Origin of the sequence: Enterococcus sp. AZ109, from assembly GCF_051714625.1 — a bacterium.
Taxonomy (GTDB): Bacteria; Bacillota; Bacilli; order Lactobacillales; family Enterococcaceae; genus Enterococcus_A.
Map to the genome: position 1 here is coordinate 3,297,376 of NZ_JBIOSF010000001.1, position 21,498 is coordinate 3,318,873.

The 21,498-nt window shown below is 38.5% G+C and carries 24 protein-coding genes; all 24 read left to right on the forward strand.

Features of this window, described 5'->3' with window-relative positions; genetic code table 11:
• Positions 1-109: 109 nt before the first annotated feature.
• Entirely contained in the window at positions 110-376 is a 267-nt protein-coding gene (locus tag IGI42_RS16270; RefSeq protein WP_438716919.1) for a phosphocarrier protein HPr, read from the forward strand.
• The gene (ptsP, locus tag IGI42_RS16275) at positions 376-2,103 is read left to right on the forward strand and encodes a phosphoenolpyruvate--protein phosphotransferase (protein WP_438716920.1); all 1,728 of its coding nucleotides are present in this window, start codon (positions 376-378) and stop codon (positions 2,101-2,103) included. Before IGI42_RS16270 ends, ptsP begins: the two co-directional genes overlap by 1 nt.
• A gap of 127 nt (positions 2,104-2,230) precedes the next feature.
• Positions 2,231-3,274: a glycosyltransferase gene (locus tag IGI42_RS16280; RefSeq protein WP_438716921.1), complete on the forward strand. Its 1,044-nt coding sequence runs from the start codon at positions 2,231-2,233 to the stop codon at positions 3,272-3,274.
• 15 nt (positions 3,275-3,289) lie between these two features.
• Positions 3,290-4,531 (forward strand): glycosyltransferase family 4 protein, encoded by a 1,242-nt coding sequence (locus IGI42_RS16285; protein WP_438716922.1) that lies wholly within the window; start codon positions 3,290-3,292, stop codon positions 4,529-4,531.
• A 65-nt stretch (positions 4,532-4,596) separates the two neighbouring features.
• Positions 4,597-5,481, forward strand: a complete 885-nt coding sequence (locus IGI42_RS16290) for an NAD(P)-dependent oxidoreductase (protein WP_438716923.1) — start codon at positions 4,597-4,599, stop codon at positions 5,479-5,481.
• Between the two features lie 80 nt (positions 5,482-5,561).
• Entirely contained in the window at positions 5,562-5,792 is a 231-nt protein-coding gene (locus IGI42_RS16295; protein WP_010759540.1) for a YkuJ family protein, read from the forward strand.
• Positions 5,793-6,010: 218 nt separating this feature from the next.
• Positions 6,011-7,174, forward strand: a complete 1,164-nt coding sequence (locus IGI42_RS16300; protein ID WP_438716924.1) for a class I SAM-dependent methyltransferase — start codon at positions 6,011-6,013, stop codon at positions 7,172-7,174.
• 592 nt (positions 7,175-7,766) lie between these two features.
• Entirely contained in the window at positions 7,767-8,207 is a 441-nt protein-coding gene (gene fabT, locus IGI42_RS16305; RefSeq protein ID WP_438716925.1) for a fatty acid biosynthesis transcriptional regulator FabT, read from the forward strand.
• A gap of 2 nt (positions 8,208-8,209) precedes the next feature.
• Positions 8,210-9,166 (forward strand): beta-ketoacyl-ACP synthase III, encoded by a 957-nt coding sequence (locus IGI42_RS16310; protein WP_438717065.1) that lies wholly within the window; start codon positions 8,210-8,212, stop codon positions 9,164-9,166.
• A 45-nt stretch (positions 9,167-9,211) separates the two neighbouring features.
• On the forward strand, positions 9,212-9,439 hold the full coding sequence (locus IGI42_RS16315) for an acyl carrier protein (RefSeq protein WP_438716926.1): 228 nt from the start codon (positions 9,212-9,214) through the stop codon (positions 9,437-9,439).
• Between the two features lie 55 nt (positions 9,440-9,494).
• Positions 9,495-10,439, forward strand: a complete 945-nt coding sequence (gene fabD, locus IGI42_RS16320; protein ID WP_438716927.1) for an ACP S-malonyltransferase — start codon at positions 9,495-9,497, stop codon at positions 10,437-10,439.
• Entirely contained in the window at positions 10,423-11,154 is a 732-nt protein-coding gene (gene fabG / locus IGI42_RS16325; RefSeq protein WP_438716928.1) for a 3-oxoacyl-[acyl-carrier-protein] reductase, read from the forward strand. Before fabD ends, fabG begins: the two co-directional genes overlap by 17 nt.
• A 16-nt stretch (positions 11,155-11,170) precedes the next feature.
• Positions 11,171-12,397: a beta-ketoacyl-ACP synthase II gene (gene fabF, locus IGI42_RS16330; RefSeq protein ID WP_438716929.1), complete on the forward strand. Its 1,227-nt coding sequence runs from the start codon at positions 11,171-11,173 to the stop codon at positions 12,395-12,397.
• A gap of 5 nt (positions 12,398-12,402) precedes the next feature.
• Entirely contained in the window at positions 12,403-12,861 is a 459-nt protein-coding gene (gene accB, locus IGI42_RS16335) for an acetyl-CoA carboxylase biotin carboxyl carrier protein (RefSeq protein ID WP_438716930.1), read from the forward strand.
• A 37-nt stretch (positions 12,862-12,898) separates the two neighbouring features.
• Entirely contained in the window at positions 12,899-13,318 is a 420-nt protein-coding gene (fabZ, locus tag IGI42_RS16340) for a 3-hydroxyacyl-ACP dehydratase FabZ (protein ID WP_034694593.1), read from the forward strand.
• Positions 13,319-13,324: 6 nt separating this feature from the next.
• Positions 13,325-14,689: an acetyl-CoA carboxylase biotin carboxylase subunit gene (locus IGI42_RS16345; protein ID WP_438716931.1), complete on the forward strand. Its 1,365-nt coding sequence runs from the start codon at positions 13,325-13,327 to the stop codon at positions 14,687-14,689.
• A gap of 11 nt (positions 14,690-14,700) precedes the next feature.
• Positions 14,701-15,570: an acetyl-CoA carboxylase, carboxyltransferase subunit beta gene (gene accD, locus IGI42_RS16350; protein WP_438716932.1), complete on the forward strand. Its 870-nt coding sequence runs from the start codon at positions 14,701-14,703 to the stop codon at positions 15,568-15,570.
• Positions 15,567-16,352, forward strand: a complete 786-nt coding sequence (locus IGI42_RS16355) for an acetyl-CoA carboxylase carboxyl transferase subunit alpha (protein WP_438716933.1) — start codon at positions 15,567-15,569, stop codon at positions 16,350-16,352. The genes accD and IGI42_RS16355 overlap by 4 nt, the downstream gene beginning before the upstream one ends.
• Before the next feature lie 133 nt (positions 16,353-16,485).
• Complete coding sequence (locus IGI42_RS16360; RefSeq protein WP_438716935.1) at positions 16,486-17,292, forward strand: transporter substrate-binding domain-containing protein; 807 nt, start codon at positions 16,486-16,488, stop codon at positions 17,290-17,292.
• 147 nt (positions 17,293-17,439) lie between these two features.
• A complete protein-coding gene (locus tag IGI42_RS16365) occupies positions 17,440-18,291 on the forward strand; it encodes a transporter substrate-binding domain-containing protein (protein WP_438716936.1) in 852 nt (283 codons plus the stop codon).
• An 11-nt stretch (positions 18,292-18,302) separates the two neighbouring features.
• Positions 18,303-18,992, forward strand: a complete 690-nt coding sequence (locus IGI42_RS16370) for an amino acid ABC transporter permease (protein WP_438716937.1) — start codon at positions 18,303-18,305, stop codon at positions 18,990-18,992.
• 12 nt (positions 18,993-19,004) lie between these two features.
• A complete protein-coding gene (locus IGI42_RS16375; RefSeq protein WP_438716938.1) occupies positions 19,005-19,739 on the forward strand; it encodes an amino acid ABC transporter ATP-binding protein in 735 nt (244 codons plus the stop codon).
• A gap of 116 nt (positions 19,740-19,855) precedes the next feature.
• A complete protein-coding gene (locus tag IGI42_RS16380) occupies positions 19,856-20,380 on the forward strand; it encodes a YqeG family HAD IIIA-type phosphatase (RefSeq protein ID WP_438716940.1) in 525 nt (174 codons plus the stop codon).
• Positions 20,380-21,489: a ribosome biogenesis GTPase YqeH gene (gene yqeH / locus IGI42_RS16385; RefSeq protein WP_438716941.1), complete on the forward strand. Its 1,110-nt coding sequence runs from the start codon at positions 20,380-20,382 to the stop codon at positions 21,487-21,489. Before IGI42_RS16380 ends, yqeH begins: the two co-directional genes overlap by 1 nt.
• Positions 21,490-21,498: the final 9 nt, after the last annotated feature.

Sequence of the window (21,498 nt, forward strand, 5' to 3'; positions counted from 1 at the left end):
ATAACCAAAAAATGGTAATCTTTAGGAATGAAGGGCGTAATCTCCCAACGTATGTTGAGAAAGCCCTAACATAAAATAATATTTTCTTGTATAAAGGAGAACGGTCAATATGGAAAAAAAAGATTTTCACGTAGTAGCAGAAACAGGGATTCACGCACGCCCAGCAACATTATTAGTGCAAACTGCAAGCAAATTTAACTCTGATATTAATTTAGAGTATAAAGGAAAATCAGTTAACCTTAAATCAATCATGGGCGTTATGTCTCTAGGTGTTGGCCAAGGTTCTGACGTTACGATTTCTGCTGAAGGTGCAGACGAAAAAGATGCAATGGAAGCAATCGTAGAAACTATGAAGAAAGAAGGACTATCTGAATAATGGTTGAAATGCTAAAAGGTATTGCCGCTAGTGACGGAGTAGCCGTTGCGAAAGCTTACTTGCTAGTTCAACCGGATTTGTCTTTCCAAAAGAAAAGTATTGAAGATGCAGCTGCTGAAGAAAAACGTCTAGATGACGCTTTAGCAGCTTCTTCTTCAGAACTTCAAAAAATTCGGGATAAAGCTGCAACAAGCTTAGGTGAAGAAGAAGCTCAAGTGTTTGATGCCCATTTAATGGTTCTTTCAGATCCAGAAATGATCGGTCAAATCAAAACACATATTAATGATAATAAAGTAAATGCTGAATCAGCATTAAAAGAAGTAACTGATATGTATATCGGTATGTTTGAAGCAATGGATGATAATGCATACATGCAAGAACGTGCAGCTGATATTCGTGATGTTACAAAACGTGTAATGGCTCATCTTTTAGGTGTGAAATTACCAAATCCTTCTATGATCGATGAAGAAGTTGTCGTAGTTGCCCATGACTTGACTCCAAGTGATACGGCTCAATTAGATAAGAACTTCGTTAAAGCTTTCGTAACTGACATTGGTGGACGTACTTCGCATTCAGCGATCATGGCACGTTCATTAGAGATTCCGGCAATTGTTGGAACAATGGAAATTACTGCAAAAGTTAAAGAAGGCGACATTCTAGCAGTCAATGGTATCGCTGGTGAAACAATCATCAACCCTACTGATGAACAAGCTGCTGAATTTGTTAAAGCGGGTGAAGACTTCGCAGCTCAAAAAGCTGAGTGGGAAAAACTGAAAGATGCTGAAACAGTAACGGCTGATGGCAAACATTTTGAATTAGCTGCTAACATTGGTACACCAAAGGATTTAACTGGTGTTCATAACAATGGTGCTGAAGCAATTGGCTTATACCGTACAGAATTCTTGTACATGGATTCTGCTGATTTCCCAACCGAAGAAGCTCAGTTTGAAGCATACAAAGCAGTGCTAGAAGGTATGGGTGAAAAGCCTGTTGTTGTTCGTACAATGGACATCGGCGGAGATAAAGAACTACCATACTTGAAATTACCACATGAAATGAATCCATTCTTAGGGTATCGTGCTCTACGTATCAGCTTGTCTGAACTAGGTGAAGGAATGTTCCGTACACAGCTACGTGCTTTACTACGTGCATCTGCCTATGGTAACTTACGCATTATGTTCCCAATGGTAGCTACGCTGAAAGAGTTCCGTGCGGCTAAGAAAATGTATGAAGAAGAGCGCGAGAAACTTGTAAATGAAGGCGTTAAAGTATCAGATACGATTCAAGTAGGTATCATGATCGAAATTCCTGCAGCTGCAGTATTAGCTGATAAATTTGCAAAAGAAGTTGACTTCTTTAGTGTTGGAACAAATGACTTAATCCAATATACAATGGCGGCTGACCGTATGAACGAACGTGTTTCTTACTTATATCAACCATATAACCCATCAATCCTACGCTTGATCAAAAACGTAATTGATGCAGCACACGCTGAAGGTAAATGGGCTGGTATGTGTGGAGAAATGGCTGGAGACCAAACGGCTGTACCGTTATTAATGGGTATGGGTCTAGATGAATTTTCTATGAGCGCTACATCTATTCTTAAAACTCGCAGTTTGATGAAACGTCTAACTACTTCAGAAATGGCTGAATTAGCTGGCAAAGCATTGAAGGATTGCGACACAATGGAAGAAGTTGTAGAATTAGTAGAATCTTACGTAAAATAATGTGTTTGAAGCCACTACTTTTCGTTGAGTAGTGGCTTTTTTATTTTACTAAATTAAGACTTTCGATTGATAGAAAAAGAACACCCCTATGGTATAATGAATTTGCTGTTGGAGAGGAGTGAAGTAATTGAACGTCTTATTATATTTTGAAGGACAATCAATTATCGGCAAATCGGGAATTGGTCGCGCGCTGGCCCATCAAAAACGTGCTTTGTCGTCAATAGGTGTTCAATACACGTTGGATGCGACAAGCAATGATTATGATATTTTACATGTAAATACATATGGACCAAATAGTGCTAGAATGGTAGCTAAAGCAAAAAGCCTAGGGAAAAAGGTAATTTATCATGCGCATTCTACAGAAGAAGATTTTAGGAATTCTTTTATTGGCTCAAATAAGCTGGCTCCTTTAGTAAAAAAATGGCTCGTTCATTTGTATAGTCAAGCCGATTTTTTGATTACACCTACTCCCTACTCAAGAGACCTTCTAAAAGGGTATGGATTAACTCAGCCGATTGCTGCTATTTCAAACGGAATAGATCTGCAACGCTATTATCCTAATCAGGAAAAAGAAGTTGCTTTTCGAAAGTATTTTTCCTTATCGCCAGACCAGAAGGTGATTATTAGTGTCGGTCTTTTTTTCGAACGTAAAGGATTGATTGATTTTGTAGAAATAGCGAAAAAAATGCCGGACTACAAATTTATATGGTTTGGGAATGTTCCATTGTATTCAATTCCACGAAAAATAAGGAATATTGTGAAGGAGGATCATCCAGCGAACGTTATATTTCCTGGATATATCAAAGGCGAAGTAATAGAAGGTGCTTATTCTGCTGCTCATTTGTTTTTCTTTCCGTCTTACGAAGAAACCGAGGGAATAGTAGTGTTGGAAGCCTTGGCTAGTCGACAAAACGTATTGCTAAGAGAAATACCGGTTTATCGTGGGTGGATGTTTGATCATTACAACTGTTACATGGGAAACTCGAATCAAGAATTTATTTCTTTAATTGAACAAATTACTAATAAGCAGTTGCCCAATGTAACCGCAGCTGGTTTTAAAACTGCACAAGAGAAAAGCATTACGGAGATCGGACGAGAGTTGAAAGTAGTATACCAGGCTGTGCTTGATGAGCCTTATAATCAGTCAAGGTTTCAACGGATTGTCAAATAGTTTGGAGGAGTAACTGTGCGTATTGGTTTTTTTACAGATACCTATTTTCCGCAAGTCAGCGGAGTGGCGACATCAATCAAAACATTAAAGGATGAGTTGGAGAATAAGGGCCACGAAGTTTATATATTTACTACAACCGATCCAGATGCGGAATCCCTTGAAAAAGATATCGTAAGGATGCCTAGTGTTCCATTTATCTCATTTACAGACCGTAGGATCGTTGTCCGCGGAATGTGGTTTGCCTATCAAATTGCTAAAGAATTAGAGCTAGAGTTAATCCACACACACACCGAATTTGGTGCAGGATTGCTAGGTAAAATGGTAGGCAGTCGTTTGAAAATTCCGGTGATTCACACGTACCACACGATGTATGAAGATTATTTACATTATATTGCAAATGGGAAGGTTGTGCGACCAACCCATGTTAAGCACTTTATTCGAATGTTTGTCAATCGTTCGACGGGGGTGGTTTGTCCCAGCCAACGCGTTGTTAATACAATGAAACGCTATGAAGTTGATATCCCCATGCGTATTATTCCGACGGGGATTAAAATAGAAGGGTTTGTTCGTCAAGATATTACCGATCAGATGTTGGCCGATTTACGGATGCAATTAGGTATTACAAATGATCAACTGATGATTTTATCATTAAGTCGGGTTGCTTATGAGAAGAATATTCAGGTGATTGTGCAACAGTTCCCTAAGATACTAGAAAGTCTGCCAAATGCCCGACTGGTAATTGTCGGAAAAGGACCGCATAGAGAAGCGTTGGAAGAGCTAGTAGCAGAACTTGATTTACATGACTTTGTTCAATTCACAGGGGAAATTCCTCACGATCAAGTAGCTGTCTATTATAGGGCAGCAGACTATTTTGTTAGTGCTTCAACAACAGAAACTCAAGGATTAACCTATGCTGAAGCTCTAGCATCAGGTACTCAATGTATAGTAGAAGGAAACGACTATTTGGAAGCACTATTAGATGATGAACGTTTGGGAGTTACATTTTCGAAAGATGAAGACTTTTCTGATACTTTGATCGACTATGTTCGTAAAGGATTAGTTCTAGATGATAAGCTGAAAGAAAGAAAATTGATCGAAATCTCAGCTCAAAAATTTGGCGATGAAATATATGATTTTTATCAGGAAATGATCGAGTATTATCAAAAAAACCATCAAAAATCGTTACTAAGTCAAAAACGACCGGTAGAAAAAGTCCGTGTAAAGATTGCTTCATTTAAAAATTCAGTCGATAAATAAGGTTTAAATCCATCTCTTAAGGTATACTAGAGATGGATTTAGTCATTTTAGGAGGGATTAAAGTTATGGTAGGATTCATCGGTACAGGTGTTATGGGAAAAGCAATTGTTGAACATCTGTTAAGTTCTGGGCACGCAGTTCATGTGTATAATCGTACGAAAAGTAAAGCGGACGAGTTAATTGAGAAAGGTGCTGTATGGCAAGATACTCCTGCAAAAGTAGCTGAAAATGCTGAAGTCACTTTTACTATGGTAGGCTACCCCAATGATGTAGAAGAAATTTACTACAAGGAGAATGGGATTTTCACTGTCAGTGTTCAAAATAAAATTTTCGTAGACTTAACTACTTCAACACCGACTTTAGCAAAAAAAATTCAGAAAACAGCCGTAGAAAAAGGCGCAGATGCATTGGATGCACCAGTTTCTGGAGGGGATCTCGGCGCTAAAAATGCAACCTTGACTATTATGGTAGGTGGTAATCAACAAACCTATGCTAAAGTAGTCCCTTTGTTTGAGATTATGGGGAAATCTGTTTCATTGCATGGTAAAGCTGGAAGTGGACAACATACAAAAATGGCGAATCAAATAATGGTTGCCGGAACGATGATTGGAATGAGTGAGATGCTCGTATACGCACAAGAGGCCGGACTAAATCTACCTCAAGTTTTACAAACACTTGGTGGAGGGGCTGCTGAGAACTGGTCAATGGTAAATTATGGACCACGTATTTTAAATGAAGATTACACTCCAGGTTTCTTCGTTAAACATTTTGTTAAGGACTTGAGAATAGCTTTAGACGAAGCAAAGCAGATGAATTTAGAACTTCCTGCAACCAAGCTAGCAGAGCAGCTTTATGATCAACTCGCTAAAGAGGGGTATCAGAATGACGGTACCCAAGCGTTGATTAAGCTGTGGTGGCCAGAAGGCAAAGTGAGCTTTGACAAAAATTAATAATTAATTTGGTAAAAACAATGCAAGATAGAGTCTGATTTGATACAATAATACAGAATGATTGGAAGGGAGGCACCTAGATGAAACACTCGCAATTAGTTGCCATTATTAAACGCTTGGAAGCTATGACAGAATCAACCGATAACGAAGTTCAAGTTCGCCGTTTTGAAAAAGATGGAGTCGAAAAATGCACGGTAACTTACGATAGCACGACTGAAACATTCGAATTAACCGAAAGCGATAGCAAGCAAACATATCAGTTTGATAACATTGACATCGTAGCAATGGAAATTTATGATTTGATTCAATAATAAAACGGGGAAACCCGTTTTTTATTTTATAAAAATGAGTATGGGTTAAAAGTATTGTTTACTGCCTTAACCAGATAAATATTCTCACCAATGGTTTCTGCTGAACTGCGGCAAAAATTATCGGTGAGTTTTTTTGATTTCTCTAAGTTGCATATTATTTGAAGTTATTTCCGATTTGGATAATTATAGAGTATGTAATTAGAAGTGGAGGAATTAGAATGTTAGACAAAGAAGTTTACAATCAGTTATTTAAACCATCTTTTTCTAAGAAAACGCAAGTTACATTTTGGGATGGCAGTGTAAAAGAATACGGGGAAACTTCGGGAGACCCAGCTTTTAAAATTATATTTCATGAAAAAATTCCTGTTAAGGAGTTAATGAACAATGCTTCATTGGCTTTAGGTGAAGCTTATATGGAAAAACGTTTGGAAATTGAAGGAGATTTACAAGAGCTTATTTACGATGTATATAATCAAGCAGAGGGATTTTTCCATAATAAAAATTTTAAAAAATGGTTGCCAAAAGAAAAGCATACAAAGAAACAATCGCAATCAGATATCCATAGTCACTATGATTTAGGAAATGATTTCTACGAACTATGGCTTGACCCAACATTAACTTATTCTTGTGCCTATTTTGCTACACCTGAAGATACACTGGAGCAAGCGCAAATTAACAAAGTTCATCATATTTTGGATAAACTATTTATTCAGCCCGGTGAAACACTGCTGGATATCGGTTGTGGCTGGGGCACATTAATCTTGATTGCTGCCAAAGAATATGGTGTGAAGGCTTCTGGTATTACTTTGAGCGAAGAGCAATACCATCACATCCAAGCAATTATTGAAAAAGAACACCTTGAGGATCAAGTATCAGTTCGTTTAATGGATTACCGCGATTTAAAAGGCGAAGCTTACGATCATATCACAAGTGTAGGAATGTTTGAACATGTGGGCTCTGAAAACTTACAAGAGTACTTTAATGTAATAGAAAAAAATCTAACCGCAAAGGGCACTGCACTTATTCATGGAATCAGTCGTCAACAAGGTGGTGCTAAAAACGCTTGGATTAATAAGTATATCTTCCCAGGTGGCTATGTTCCTGGTGTGACAGAACTTGTAAGCCATATGACAGAAAACCATTTGCAATTGCTAGATTTAGAAAGTTTACGTCGAGATTATCAGTTGACATTAGAACATTGGACGAAGAACTTCCAAGGTGTAAAAGATCAGGTTTTAGCACAGAAAGATGAAACATTTTACCGAATGTGGGATCTATATCTGCAAGCGTGTGCTGCATCATTCCAAGCAAGTAATATTGACGTTATTCAATACTTATTGGTTCATCCTAATAATAATGAAATTCCAATGCATCGAAAATAAAGCAGAAGTGACCAGCTAAAGTTGGTCGCTTTTTTTGCCAGTCCTACTTTTTGCAGTTTACATAATGTGAAAACTAGATCATGTTTCAACTGATCATGATTCATAAGGTCTGGTAGGATGGTACTCGAGGTGAAAATCAGACTAATTTTTCCTTGGAAAAATTAATACCTAAAAATGAAGTAGTTGCCAGTCCTACTTTTTGCAGTTTACATAATGTGAAAACTAGATCATGTTTCAACTGATCATGATTCATAAGGTTTGGTAGGATGGTGTGTGTATGAGAATAAAACTGATATTTTGTTGTGTTGAAAAAAAGCTCCCTGTATAATGAGCTAGTTGCCAGTTCTTGTTTAGAAAATCTTATAAAATAAAAAGCGGATATTTTAGATAGAAGCGATACGCTTTGTGGTGACTTAATTCAAGCAAAAAGCTTTGATTATCAAAGCTTTTTAAAAGCTATTACATAATAGACCTTAGGATTTACAAAATCAATTTTCTGTAAAATCCAAAAATCGACTTGCATTGAAAATAAAAATAGGATATAGTTTGATCATCAAATGATTTGAATGTCAAACTAATTGGGTGAGGTAAAATGGAACACAATTGGGAAGAAATGAATACTTACTTAGTAACAATCTTCAATGACGTTCTGTCAATTGAAGAAAACGAATTAAAAAAATCAAGATTTAGTGATCTAACAATTACTGAAATGCATACGATTGATGCGATCGGCATGTACAAAAAGAAAACGACGACTGAAGTTGCTAGAGAACTTTTAGTTACCGTGGGGACACTGACAACTTCGATTAACCGCTTAGTTAAAAAAGGATACGTTGAACGTATTCGTAGCGAGGATGATCGTAGAGTAGTGAAGCTGTCTTTGACTAAAAAGGGAAAACTTGTTTTCCGAGTTCATCAGCATTTTCACCTTGAAATGGTTCGCCATGCAACAGAAGGCTTGAACACAGAGGAACAAGAAGTTTTCTTACGTGCATTGAAAAATCTTAATGAATATTTAGAGGAAATCAAATGAGTATCAACCAATATGGAAAAATTTCAGCGACTGCTCGCTACCTTCCCGATAACATCGTAACAAATGATGATTTAGCTCAATGGATGGATACATCTGATGAGTGGATTCAATCACGTACTGGTATAAAGCAGCGACATATTGCTAAAGAAGAAAATACTTCCGATTTATGTACAGAGGTGGCACGCAAGCTACTGGCAAAAAAACAAATAGATCCTGCTTCGTTGGATTTTATTATAGTTGCAACAATGTCTCCAGATTATTCTTCTCCTTCTGTCGCTTGCCAGGTGCAAGGAAGAATTGGAGCACATGGAGCCATGGCGTTTGATCTTGCTGCAGCCTGTGCTGGTTTTGTTTATGCCTTAGCAACTGCTGAAAATTTCATTCGTACTGGGTTAAAGTGTGGCATCGTCATTGGCGGTGAAAAGACTTCTAAGCTACTTGACTGGGAAGATCGTTCAACAGCAGTTCTTTTTGGAGATGGTGCAGCAGGCGTTTTGCTAGAGGCTGATGATAAACCATCAATTATTCGTCAAGTACTACGCGCAGATGGTGAGAGGTCCGATTCTCTGGTTGCTGGCTTTCGTCCAACACAAACACATTATTACCAAGAAGAAAGTCCGGCTGGCTTAACAATGGATGGACGAGGAATTTGGAATTTTGCGTTAAATGATGTTGTTAAGGATTTGCAAGCATTCACTGAAGAAGAACCAATTGATCTGTATTTGTTTCATCAGGCCAATCGACGAATTATTGAGAAGATGGCTAAGAAATTAAAAGAACCAATTGAAAAATTCCCAATGAACCTAGCCAATTATGGCAACACATCTGCAGCTAGCATTCCGATTTTGTTGGATGAATTAGTTGAAGAGGGCAAGATTCAGTTTGACGGTACACAAAAAGTGGTATTAACAGGTTATGGTGGCGGACTCGCCTGGGGCAATTTGTTGCTGGAGCTATAACTGTTTACAAATAATTTAAAGAAAAATAAATGGAGGAAACAACTCATGACTTTTGAAAAAATCCAAGAAATTATCGTAGAAGAACTAGGTGTAGAAAAAGAAAAGGTTGAATTAACAACCAATATTCAAGAAGATTTGGAAGCAGACAGCTTAGATCTATTCCAAATTATCAATGAAATCGAAGACGAATTTGATGTGAAGATTGAAACAGAAGATGGCATTACTACTGTTAAAGATTTAGTTGACTACGTAGAAAAACAACAAAACGCATAAAGGACTAAGGGCTAGGCGAGAGCCTGGCCTTTCCTTATATTAGGAGAAAATATATATGAAAACAGCATTCTTATTTAGTGGCCAAGGAGCTCAATATGTAGGTATGGGCAAAGAACTTTATCAACAAGAAGAGATTGTTCGTCAAACCTTTGAAGAAGCAAGTGACTTATTAGGCTATTCCATGAGTCAATTATGTTTTGAAGAAAATCAAAATATTAATGAAACTGAGTATACGCAGCCAGCTATTCTAACAGTTAGTACAGCCTTTTTACGAGTACTAGAAAAAATGGGACTAACTAAAGATGCGGTTGCTGGATTAAGCTTAGGTGAATATACAGCTTTGGTTGCAGCAGGTGCTTTAGAATTTGGCGATGCTGTTCAGTTAGTCCAGAAACGTGGACGGTATATGAGTGCAGCAGCACCAAGTGGAAGTGGCAAAATGGTAGCTGTCTTAAATGCTTCTGCTGAAGTAATTGAAGACTGCTGCCAACAAGCATCTGCAGTTGGGATAGTCTCTCCTGCAAATTACAACACACCGCAGCAAATTGTAATCGGTGGTGAAGTAGCTGCAGTCGAAAAAGCTGAAGAACTACTCAAAGCAGCTGGCGTTAAGCGAATGATTCCACTGAATGTTAGTGGACCTTTCCATACTGCATTACTTGAGCCAGCTAGTCGTAAACTAAATAAGGAATTGCAGGAAGTTACATTCCATTCTATGCAGTGTCCAGTCATTTCGAATACAACGGCTAAAGAGATGTCCGAATCAGATATTGTATCTTTATTAACCAAACAAGTCATGTCTCCGGTACGTTTTAGTGATAGTATTATTCGATTAAAAGAGATGGGCATTGAACGAATGATTGAAATAGGTCCAGGCAAAACATTGTCAGGCTTTATCAAAAAAATCGATCGTTCGATTCAAACCAGCCGTGTAGAAGATGGACAAACATTGCAAGAAACAATCCAATTAATGGGAGGAACTAATGGAATTAACGAATAAGAATGTCTTTGTTACCGGCAGCAGCCGTGGAATTGGCTGGGGAATTGCTCAAGCTTTTGCTAAGCAAGGGGCCAATATTGTATTAAATGGTCGAAAAGAAATCGCCGCTGAAAAAGTATCTGAAATTGAGTCAAACGGTGTGAAATGCATCTGTGTTAGCGGAGATATCAGCTCTTTTGAAGATGCTGGCAGAATGATCGCTGAAGCTAACGATGTACTTGGTTCAATCGATATTTTGATCAATAATGCTGGAATTACTCAAGACAAATTACTGTTGCGGATGAAGCCAGAAGAATTTGATGCTTGTATAGATATTAACCTTAAAGGGACTTTTAATATGACACAACAAGTATTGAAACAGATGATGAAACAACGCAGCGGGGCCATTATAAACATGGCCAGTGTTATCGGGCAAATTGGCAATGTTGGACAGAGTAATTACGCAGCCAGCAAGGCTGGTGTAATTGGCTTTACCAAGGCAGTTGCTCGTGAAGCAGCCCCTAGAGGAATTACGTGTAACGCATTAGCTCCTGGCTTTATTTCTACGGAAATGACAGATCAGTTAAGCGACAAAATCAAAGAGCAAATCGAAGGACAAATCCCATTAAAACGCTATGGAAGTGTTGAAGATGTAGCTAAAGCCGCAGTGTTCTTAGCCCAAAGTCCGTATCTCACAGGTCAAGTGATCAATGTCGATGGCGGCATGGTCATGTAAAGAAAGGATGATGAAAATGAATCGCGTTGTAATTACCGGATATGGTGTTGTATCACCGATTGGCAATGACAAAGAAACATTTTTAACAAATTTGAAGCAAGGAAATCACGGCATTGGTCCTATTCAGCAGTTTGATGCTTCTGAAACAGGAATTACTATGGCGGCAGAAGTAAAAGATTTTCTTTTAGATAGATACTTTGTAAAAAAAGACACTAAACGTATGGAGCAGTACTCTCTATATGCTATTTATGCAGCTTTGGAAGCTTTGAAAATGAGTGGTATTAATACTGAAGACGAAGATATGGAGCGTATGGGTGTAATGATCGGCTCTGGAATTGGCGGACTTGGGACTATCCAAGACCAAGTATTACGTATGGATGCTAAAGGTCCGGGTCGCGTATCACCAATGTTTGTTCCATTAGCTATTGTAAATATGGCAGCTGGAAATGTTGCTCTAAGAATTGGTGCTAAAGGTATTTGTACTTGTACTGTTACAGCTTGCGCCAGCGGAACTCATTCAATTGGAGAAGCTTTCCGTAATATTAAACATGGCTATGCCGATGTAATGGTCGCAGGCGGTGCTGAATCATGTATTAATAAGATTGGTATTTCTGGATTTGCTGCATTAACCGCTTTAAGCAATTCAACAGATGCTTCTCGTGCTTCTATTCCTTTTGATAAAGAGCGTAACGGATTTGTTATGGGTGAAGGAGCAGGAGTATTGATTTTAGAATCGCTTGAGCATGCCCAACAGCGTGGTGCAACTATTTTAGGCGAAGTTGTAGGTTACGGTGCAACATGTGATGCCTACCACATGACTGCCCCAGATCCTGAAGGCGACGGTGCAGCAAGAGCAATCACTTTAGCTGTGCAAGAGGCGCAAATTGAGCCATCTGAAGTAAACTATGTAAATGCTCACGGAACAAGCACCCAAGCAAATGACAAAGCTGAAAGCAAAGCAATTGCTCAAGCGTTGACTGAGAATGCATACGTAAGCAGCACAAAATCATTAACAGGACATCTATTAGGTGGAGCTGGTGGTGTTGAGGCAGTTGCGACTCTATTAGCATTGCAAGAGCAGTTTATTCCACCAACTGCTAATATTCAGGAAGTTGACCCTGAAATCGAAGCCAACATTGTTGTGAATGAAGCGAAAGAAACACCTGTGAATTATGCGGTAAGCAATTCATTAGGCTTTGGCGGACACAATGCAGTGATTTGTCTGAAGCGCTGGGAGGCTTAGTCAAGATGGATATCAAAGAAGTCAAAGAATTGATGGAGCAGTTTGATCGCTCTACTTTAACTGAATTTGACCTTCATGAAGGCAGTTTTGCGTTATACATGAATAAGAATCAAACAAGTCGGCAGACTACGCCGACTGTTGAAATAGAAAAGGTTTCCGCAAAGCAGCCACAAGATGCTGCTCCAGTTGAACAAACTATTGACACAACCAACGCAACACAACAAGAATCTGGTAAAATAATTGTATCACCAATTGTTGGCGTTGTTTACCTGCAACCATCTCCAGAACAACCAGCTTTTAAACAAACTGGTGATTCGGTGAAAAAAGGAGATACCGTTTGTATTATTGAAGCGATGAAACTGTTAAACGAAGTAGTTAGTGACTTTGATGGTACGATTGCTGAAATACTCGTTGAAAATGAAGATGTTGTGGAATTTGGACAACCATTATTCCGCATCAGTTAAATTATTTACCAAAATGAACTAGGAGTGAAAACATATGATGACTATTGAAGAGATTAAAGAGATCATTCCTCACCGTTACCCTATGCTGTTAATTGACCGTGTAGAGAGCGTAGAACCAGGAAAATCGATTGTAGCTAAAAAGAATGTTTCAATTAATGAACCATTTTTCCAAGGACATTTCCCTCATGAACCAGTAATGCCAGGGGTATTAATTGTAGAAGCAATGGCTCAAGCCGGCGCAGTCGCACTATTATCAATGGATGAATTTAAAGGGAAAACGGCTTATTTTGGCGGAATTGATAAAGCAAAATTCCGTAAAAAAGTTGTGCCTGGTGATACATTAGAAATTGAAATTGAACTAACCAAAGTTCGTTCTTCTGCTGGCTGCGGCAAAGGAATCGCACGGGTTGACGGCAAAAAGGTAGCCGAAGCAGAATTGACCTTTATGATTGGATAGATGTCTATGTTTTCAAAAATATTGATTGCCAATCGGGGCGAGATTGCGGTGCGAATCATCCGCGCTTGCCGCGAATTGGGAATTCAAACTGTCGCAGTTTATTCCGAAGCAGACAAGGAAGCACTGCATACTGAAATGGCTGATGAAGCAATATGCATCGGTCCAGCACGGTCTGCCGACTCTTATTTAAATATGCAGGCGATTTTAAGTGCAGCTATTGTCACCAATTCAGAAGCGATTCATCCTGGTTTTGGATTTTTATCTGAAAACAGTTTATTTGCTACGATGTGCCGCGAATGCAGTATTAAATTTATTGGTCCAAGTGAAACAACTATCGATGCGATGGGCAATAAAATCCACGCACGTCAATTAATGAAGGATGCAGGAGTTCCGGTTATCCCAGGAAGCGATGGAGCTATCTATACATTGGAAGAAGCCGAAAAGATTGCTGATGCAGTGGGTTATCCGGTTATGCTTAAAGCTGCAGCTGGCGGTGGCGGCAAAGGAATTCGAAAAGTTCTGAAAAAATCAGAATTAGAAAAGAATTTTACTTCTGCTAAATCAGAAGCAAAAGCAGCCTTTGGCGATGATTCCATGTATTTGGAAAAAATCATTTATCCTGCACGCCATATTGAAGTACAAATTTTAGGAGATCAAGCGGGCAATGTTATTCACTTAGGTGAGCGTGATTGTTCTTTGCAGCGTAATAACCAAAAAGTTTTGGAAGAAGCGCCCTCGATTGTGATTGATCAAGAGCAACGAGATATGCTAGGCTCAATTGCTGTTAAAGCCGGTAAAGCTGTCAATTATGAGAGTGCTGGAACCATTGAATTTTTAAGAGACGAAACGGGAAACTTCTACTTTATGGAAATGAATACACGTATCCAGGTGGAACATCCGATCACTGAAATGATTACTGGTATTGACATTGTCAAAAAACAGATTAAAATTGCATCAGGAGAACCAATTGGCTTAGAACAAAAGGATGTAACATTTAATGGTCATTCGATTGAATGCCGAATCAATGCTGAAAATCCTGCATTTAACTTTGCCCCTTCTCCTGGTAAAATTCATACCTTATTGTTACCTAGCGGTGGATTAGGTCTAAGAGTAGATAGCGCTATGTATAGTGGCGTAACTATTCCTCCTTATTACGACTCGATGATTGCTAAAATTATTGTTCATGGTGAGGACCGTCTAGATGCCTTAATGAAAATGCAGCGTGCACTAGGAGAATTTGTTTCCGAAGGTGTAACGACCAATGTAGAATTTCAAATGGATTTAATCAGCCATCCAAATGTATTGTTTGGTGATTATGATACCAGCTTTTTACAGACGACTTTCTTACCTGAATGGCAGGAAAGTGAGTAGGAGGAAAATAGATGGGACTTTTCAATAAAAAGAAAAATTATATTCGTATCAATCCCAATCGTGATCTAACTCCCGCAAGTAAACCTTCTGTTCCAGACAATACATGGGCCAAGTGTCCTAATTGTAAGCGAACCTTATATAAGAAGGAAATGGGTGATGAGAAAGTATGTCCTCATTGCGGATATAGCTTCCGCATAAGTGCGTGGGAAAGACTCGCGATCACAATTGATGAAAAGAGCTTAGAAGAATGGGACAATCAACTTCCTGCTAAGAATCCCATCAATTTTCCTGATTACGAAGAGAAACTAGCCAAAACGAAAGAAAAGACTGGGTTAGATGAAGCAGTCCTAACTGGTAAAGCTCTAATTGAAGGACGCCCAACCGCAATTGGTGTCATGGATACCAATTTTATTATGGGTAGTATGGGAACAATTGTCGGTGAAAAAATTACCCGTTTATTTGAGCGAGCAACAAAAGAAAAATTGCCAGTTGTTTTGTTTACAGCTTCTGGTGGTGCTCGAATGCAAGAAGGTATTTTTTCATTAATGCAGATGGCTAAAGTGTCCGCTGCTGTCAAACGTCATAGTAATGCGGGCCTTTTGTATATTACCGTCTTAACTGATCCAACCACAGGCGGTGTTACTGCTAGCTTTGCAATGGAAGGTGACTTGATTTTGGCTGAACCACAAACGTTAGTAGGCTTTGCTGGTCGCCGAGTTATTGAGCAGACGATTCATCAAAAGCTTCCAGATGATTTTCAAAAAGCAGAATTTTTACTGAGTCACGGTTTTATCGATCAGATTGTTCCGCGTACTGCATTGAAGAAGCGATTGGCTGAATTGTTGGATCTTCATCAAGTTAAAGGATGGTGTCAAAAATGAGTCTGACAGCTGGAGAGGTCGTTAAATTGGCCCGATCAACTGAACGGTTAACTAGTTTAGACTTTTTTGACCAATTGTTTGAAGGGTTTCAAGAATTCCATGGCGATCGTTTGTACGGGGATGATCCAGCCATTGTTGGTGGTATTGCATATCTGCAAGGAAAACCAGTAACAGTTATCGGTGTTCAAAAAGGTGCGAATCTGAAAGAAAATATGGAACGAAACTTTGGACAACCAAATCCTGAAGGCTATCGTAAGGCATTACGCCTAATGAAGCAAGCGGAAAAATTTGGTCGTCCGGTTCTTTGCTTTGTAAATACACCGGGTGCTTTTTGCGGCGTTGAAGCCGAGGAAAGAGGCGAAGGTGAAGCGATTGCCCGTAACTTGTTAGAAATGTCTGATTTAAAGGTTCCGATTATTTCGATTATTACTGGTGAAGGTGGAAGTGGTGGGGCGCTAGCATTAGCTGTCGCGGATGAAGTATGGATGATGGAACATAGTATTTATGCAATTCTATCTCCAGAAGGCTTTGCATCTATTTTATGGAAAGATGGCAAACGTTCAGAAGAAGCAGCTGAGTTGATGAAAATTACTGCAGCAGATCTAATGGAGTTGGCAGTGATTGATAAAATAATTCCTGAAACCTTCAGGGGTGAGAAATTATCGCAAGAAAAGATCCTGAGAATGATGAAAAAATCATTGATTGAAACATTAGAAAAATTAAGTGAATATTCAACCGAAGCCTTGATAGAAAAACGCTATCAACGCTTCCGTAAATTTTAACAGCAGAGTATCTGCTGTTTTTTTATGCCTAAATATACTTTTTATCTAAATAAATATACATAAAAAGCTCGACTTTGTGTAAAAATATGCTATACTAATTTCAATTAAGAATTGAAATTAGGAGGAAACAAAAATGAAAAAGAGATTATTATTGGGTGTATTAGGAATTGCAGTATTAACAATAGCAGGTTGTGGAAACGCAAGTGAAGAAGATAAATACGATGCTATCAAGGAGGCAGGTGTCATCAAAGTAGCAACTTCTCCAGATTATGCACCATTCGGATTTCATACAACAATCGACGGCAAGGATAAAATTGTCGGCGCAGATATTGATTTAGTTAATGCAATCGCTGAAGAGATGGGTGTAGAAGTAGAATTAATGGATATGAGCTTTAATAATGTTTTGGCAACAACTAAAGAAGGCCAAGCTGATATCGCAGTGTCCGCAATTTCTGTGACCGATGAGCGTGAAGAAAGCTTTGACTTTACCACAGATTATTATACATCACCGCAAGTAATCGTAATTAACAAAAATAATGCAGAAACACTTAATTCGATTGAAAGTTTAGCTGATAAAAATGTTGGGGCGCAAAAAGGAACGATTCAAGAAAATATTGTCAAGAATCAACTTGCAGGTGCTCAATTAGTTTCAATTGAAAAACTGCCAAATATCTTTATCGAAGTTAGCAGCGGTTCATTAGATGCTCTGGTCGTTGAACAGATGGTTGCAAATTCTTACGTAGAACAAAACCCAGACTTGATGATTGCTGATATTCAATTAGAAAGTATGAAGGAAGATTCTTTCTCTATTGCAGTTCCTAAGGGTAATCCTAAATTAGTAGAAGAATTGGATAAATTGATTAATGAAATGAAAGAAAACGGCGAGATTGAGGAAATGGTTGTTAAAAACAATGAGTTAATGAACTCAGCTAGTGAATAAATCTTTATACAGCAGAATGATTTAAAATGCGGTATATGAATAAAAAGAGACTTCGATTTTATAAATATGCATAAAGATTCTGGATTTTTTGAAATTTCATGCTATAATGATGTCATTCGTCAAATAGAAAATTTAGGGGGAACTAGGATGAAAAAAATTACCGGCTTAGCAGTAGCACTTTTTGCGTTAGTAACATTAGCAGCTTGTGGTGGCGGAGATAACAATACCAGCAGCTCAAGTGACAATAATGCACCAGCAGAAAATCAACTGGCAAAGATCAAGGAAGCAGGCGTTTTAAAAGTCGCTACTTCTGCTGACTTTGCACCATTTGAATTTCACACAATGGTTGACGGCAAGGACCAAATTGTGGGAGCAGATATTGATTTAGTTAATGAAATTGCAAAGGAACTTGGCGTAGAGCTTGAAGTTTCTGACATGAGTTATAACACCGTTCTTGCTACACTAAAAGATGGTAGTACGGATATCGCTGTTGCTGGATTATCTGCAACTGAAGAACGTAGAGAACAGTTTGACTTTTCCGATGATTACTATAATCCACCACAAGTAATTGTTATTAATAAAGCAAACGAAAGTACACTTAACAGCCTTGATGCTTTCGATGGGAAAAAAGTAGGAGGACAAAGAGGTTCTATTCAAGAAGATGTGATTAAGGAACAACTGTCTGCTGCTCGCTTAGTTTCAATTGACAAAGTGCCAAGCATGATTGTCGAAGTAAATCAAGGTTCACTAGATGGTGTAGTACTTGAAGAAACCACAGCTGAATCTTATGTACAACAAAATCCTGATTTGATGATTGCTAATGTTGAATTAAAATCAAATGAAGATGAAGCGTATGCTATTGCACTGCAAAAAGAGGGTAGTAGTGAGCTAAAAGAAGAAATCAACAAAGTTATTAAAAAATTGAATGATGAAGGCAAGATTGAAGAATTCGTTAAAACGAACAACGAACTTGCCGGTTCATCAGCAACTGAAGAATAGAGGGCATTAAAGTGAACTTTTCGTTTTTAGATCAATATTATCCATATTTTGTTTCCGGTACAGGCGTTACAATCATTATTTCATTTGTAACGGTCTTGTTCGGAACGATCATCGGTCTAATTATGGCCTTAATGAAATTATCTAAGAACAAGCCGCTGACTTGGTTAGCTAACATTTATATTGAGGTTTTCCGAGGAACACCTATGTTGCTGCAAATCACGATTGGTTTCATCCTTTTACAAAGAATCTTTCCTTCAGTCGATTTGCCTGTAGGGGTATTGACGATTGACCTTGGTCGATTAATTCCTGGTATGGTCGTTTTGTCACTAAACTCTGGTGCGTATGTTGCGGAAATTATCCGTGGGGGAATTAATGCAATTGACTATGGACAAAGAGAGGCATCCTTTTCATTAGGGTTACGCCCAGCACAGACAATGCGTTATGTTGTATTGCCCCAAGCGTTAAGAAATATTTTACCACCTTTAGGAAATGAATTTGTTACATTAATCAAAGATTCATCTTTGTTAACAGCTATCGGAATTAATGAGTTGATGGGTTCATCACAAATTGTCATCTCCAACTCGTTCATTCCTTTAGAACCATATTTTGTTGCTGGAGCTCTATACCTTGTGATGACATTTACCACTTCCCGTTTGTTAAACTTATGGGAGAAAAAACTTGGCAAAGGTTATCAACGATAGGAGGAGAAGGCAATGAAGGAAGCATTAATTCAAATTAAACACTTAAATAAAAAATTTGGCGACAACGAAGTTTTAAAAGACATCTCAGCTGAAATTAACCCTGGTGAAGTCGTCGTAATTATTGGACCTTCAGGTTCTGGGAAAAGTACACTGCTACGTTGCATTAACTTATTAGAGGTGCCGACTTCAGGAATGATTAAGTTTGAAGGTACGGACATCACGGACAAGAAAAACGATATTTTCAAAACTCGCGAAAAAATGGGAATGGTATTTCAACAATTTAATTTGTTTCCCAATATGACAGTCATTGACAATATTACTCTTTCACCAATAAAAGTTAAGAAAATGAGCAAAGCAGAAGCTGAAGATGTAGCTCACGAATTGCTGAAAAAAGTTGGACTTTCTGAGAAAGCCGATGCGTACCCACAATCATTATCTGGTGGTCAACAACAGCGGATCGCGATTGCTAGAGCTTTAGCAATGCAGCCAGATGTAATGTTGTTTGATGAACCAACTTCGGCTTTAGACCCTGAAATGGTTGGCGATGTGCTGGAGGTTATGCAGCAGTTGGCTAAAGAAGGAATGACGATGGCAATTGTAACCCACGAAATGGGTTTTGCCAAAGAAGTTGGTGATCGAATTCTTTTCATGGATGGTGGCGTAATTGTTGAAGAGGGTTCACCAATAGACGTATTTGAGCAAACGAAAAATCCACGAACGATCGATTTCTTATCAAAAGTATTATAAACGGTTGGGTGAATTCACCCAATCGTTTTCTTTTGGCGTCAAAAGTGGAGTTTTCAAGGTTTTTGCGGTATAATCAACTTTTGTAGATGTAGAAAATGGAAAACATAGGAGTGGCCATGTTAGATAAATATAAACCGACCTGGATGGTAGATGCCATCTATCAAATTACCCCTGAACAATTACAGAAGCAGGGAGTGAAAGCAGTGCTGACAGATTTGGATAATACCCTGATCGCTTGGGATAACCCAGATGGTACAAAAGAATTGTTGGATTGGCTGAAAGTAATGGATGAAGCCAATATTCCAGTGGTTGTTGTCTCCAACAACAAAGCAAGTCGTGTGGCTCGTGCCGTGCAGCAGTTCCGGCTGGACTTTGTGTCTAGAGCAATGAAGCCTTTTTCTGCCGGAATTAAGAGTGCCCAGCAAAAATTAGGTGTCTCAAGCAATGAGGTTATTATGATCGGTGATCAAATTATGACTGATATTCGTGGTGCAAATGCAGCAGGTATTCGCAGTGTTTTAGTGCGGCCCATTGTCAATACTGACGGAAAAAGCACCCAAATTAATCGCTTCTTTGAACGAAAGATTATGCGTTATTTACTAGCAAAACATCCTGAGATGAAATGGAAGAGTGGACTATAATGGAAGAAGAAATTTATTGTATTGGTTGTGGCGCAAAAATTCAAACGGAAAATCCTAAAGAACTAGGCTATACTCCGCAATCAGCGCTAGAAAAAGGGCTGGAAAGTGGTGAAGTCTACTGTCAGCGCTGCTTCCGATTACGTCACTATAATGAAATACAAGATGTCGCATTAACTGATGACGATTTTTTACGTCTATTAAACGAATTAGGCAAAAAAGATGCGCTAATTGTTAATGTAGTGGATATTTTTGATTTCAATGGCTCAATCATTCCTGGATTACATCGCTTCATTGGTGATAATCCTGTTTTAATGGTAGGCAATAAAGTAGATATTTTACCAAAATCATTGAAAAAAAATCGATTGACTCAATGGATGAGAGAACGTGCTCATGAAGAAGGGTTAAGACCAGTCGATGTACTATTAACCAGTGCTCGCAAGTCAGCTCAAATGCAAGAATTGTTAGCAAAAATCGAAGAATATCGTGAAGGTCGCGATGTTTATGTAGTTGGGGTAACGAATGTCGGAAAATCAACGTTGATCAATCAAATTATTAAACAAACAGCTGGGGTTCAGGACTTAATTACTACTTCGCAATTTCCAGGAACAACCTTAGATAAAATTGAAATTCCATTGGAAGATGGTCACTATTTGATTGATACCCCTGGGATTATTCATCGTCATCAAATGGCTCATTATTTAGGGAAAAAAGATTTGAAAATTATTGCTCCTCACAAAGAAATCAAACCTAAAGCCTATCAGTTAAATGCTGGTCAGACATTGTTCTTAGGTGGATTGGCTCGTTTTGATTTTATTCAAGGAGATCGCAGCTCATTTATTGCCTATGTTGCAAATGATTTAATGATTCATCGTACGAAGCTAGAGAAAGCGGATGAATTCTATCAGAAACATGTAGGCGGTTTGTTGCAACCACCTCGGCCGGATGAAGTCGCAGAATTTCCGAACTTAGTCCGTTTCGAATTTTCAATCAAAGAAAAAACCGACATTGTCTTTGCTGGATTAGGCTGGGTAACTGTTTCTAAGCCAGCAGTAATTGCGGGCTGGGCACCTAAAGGCGTAGATGTTTTGATACGCAAAGCGTTAGTATAAAGGAGAAAA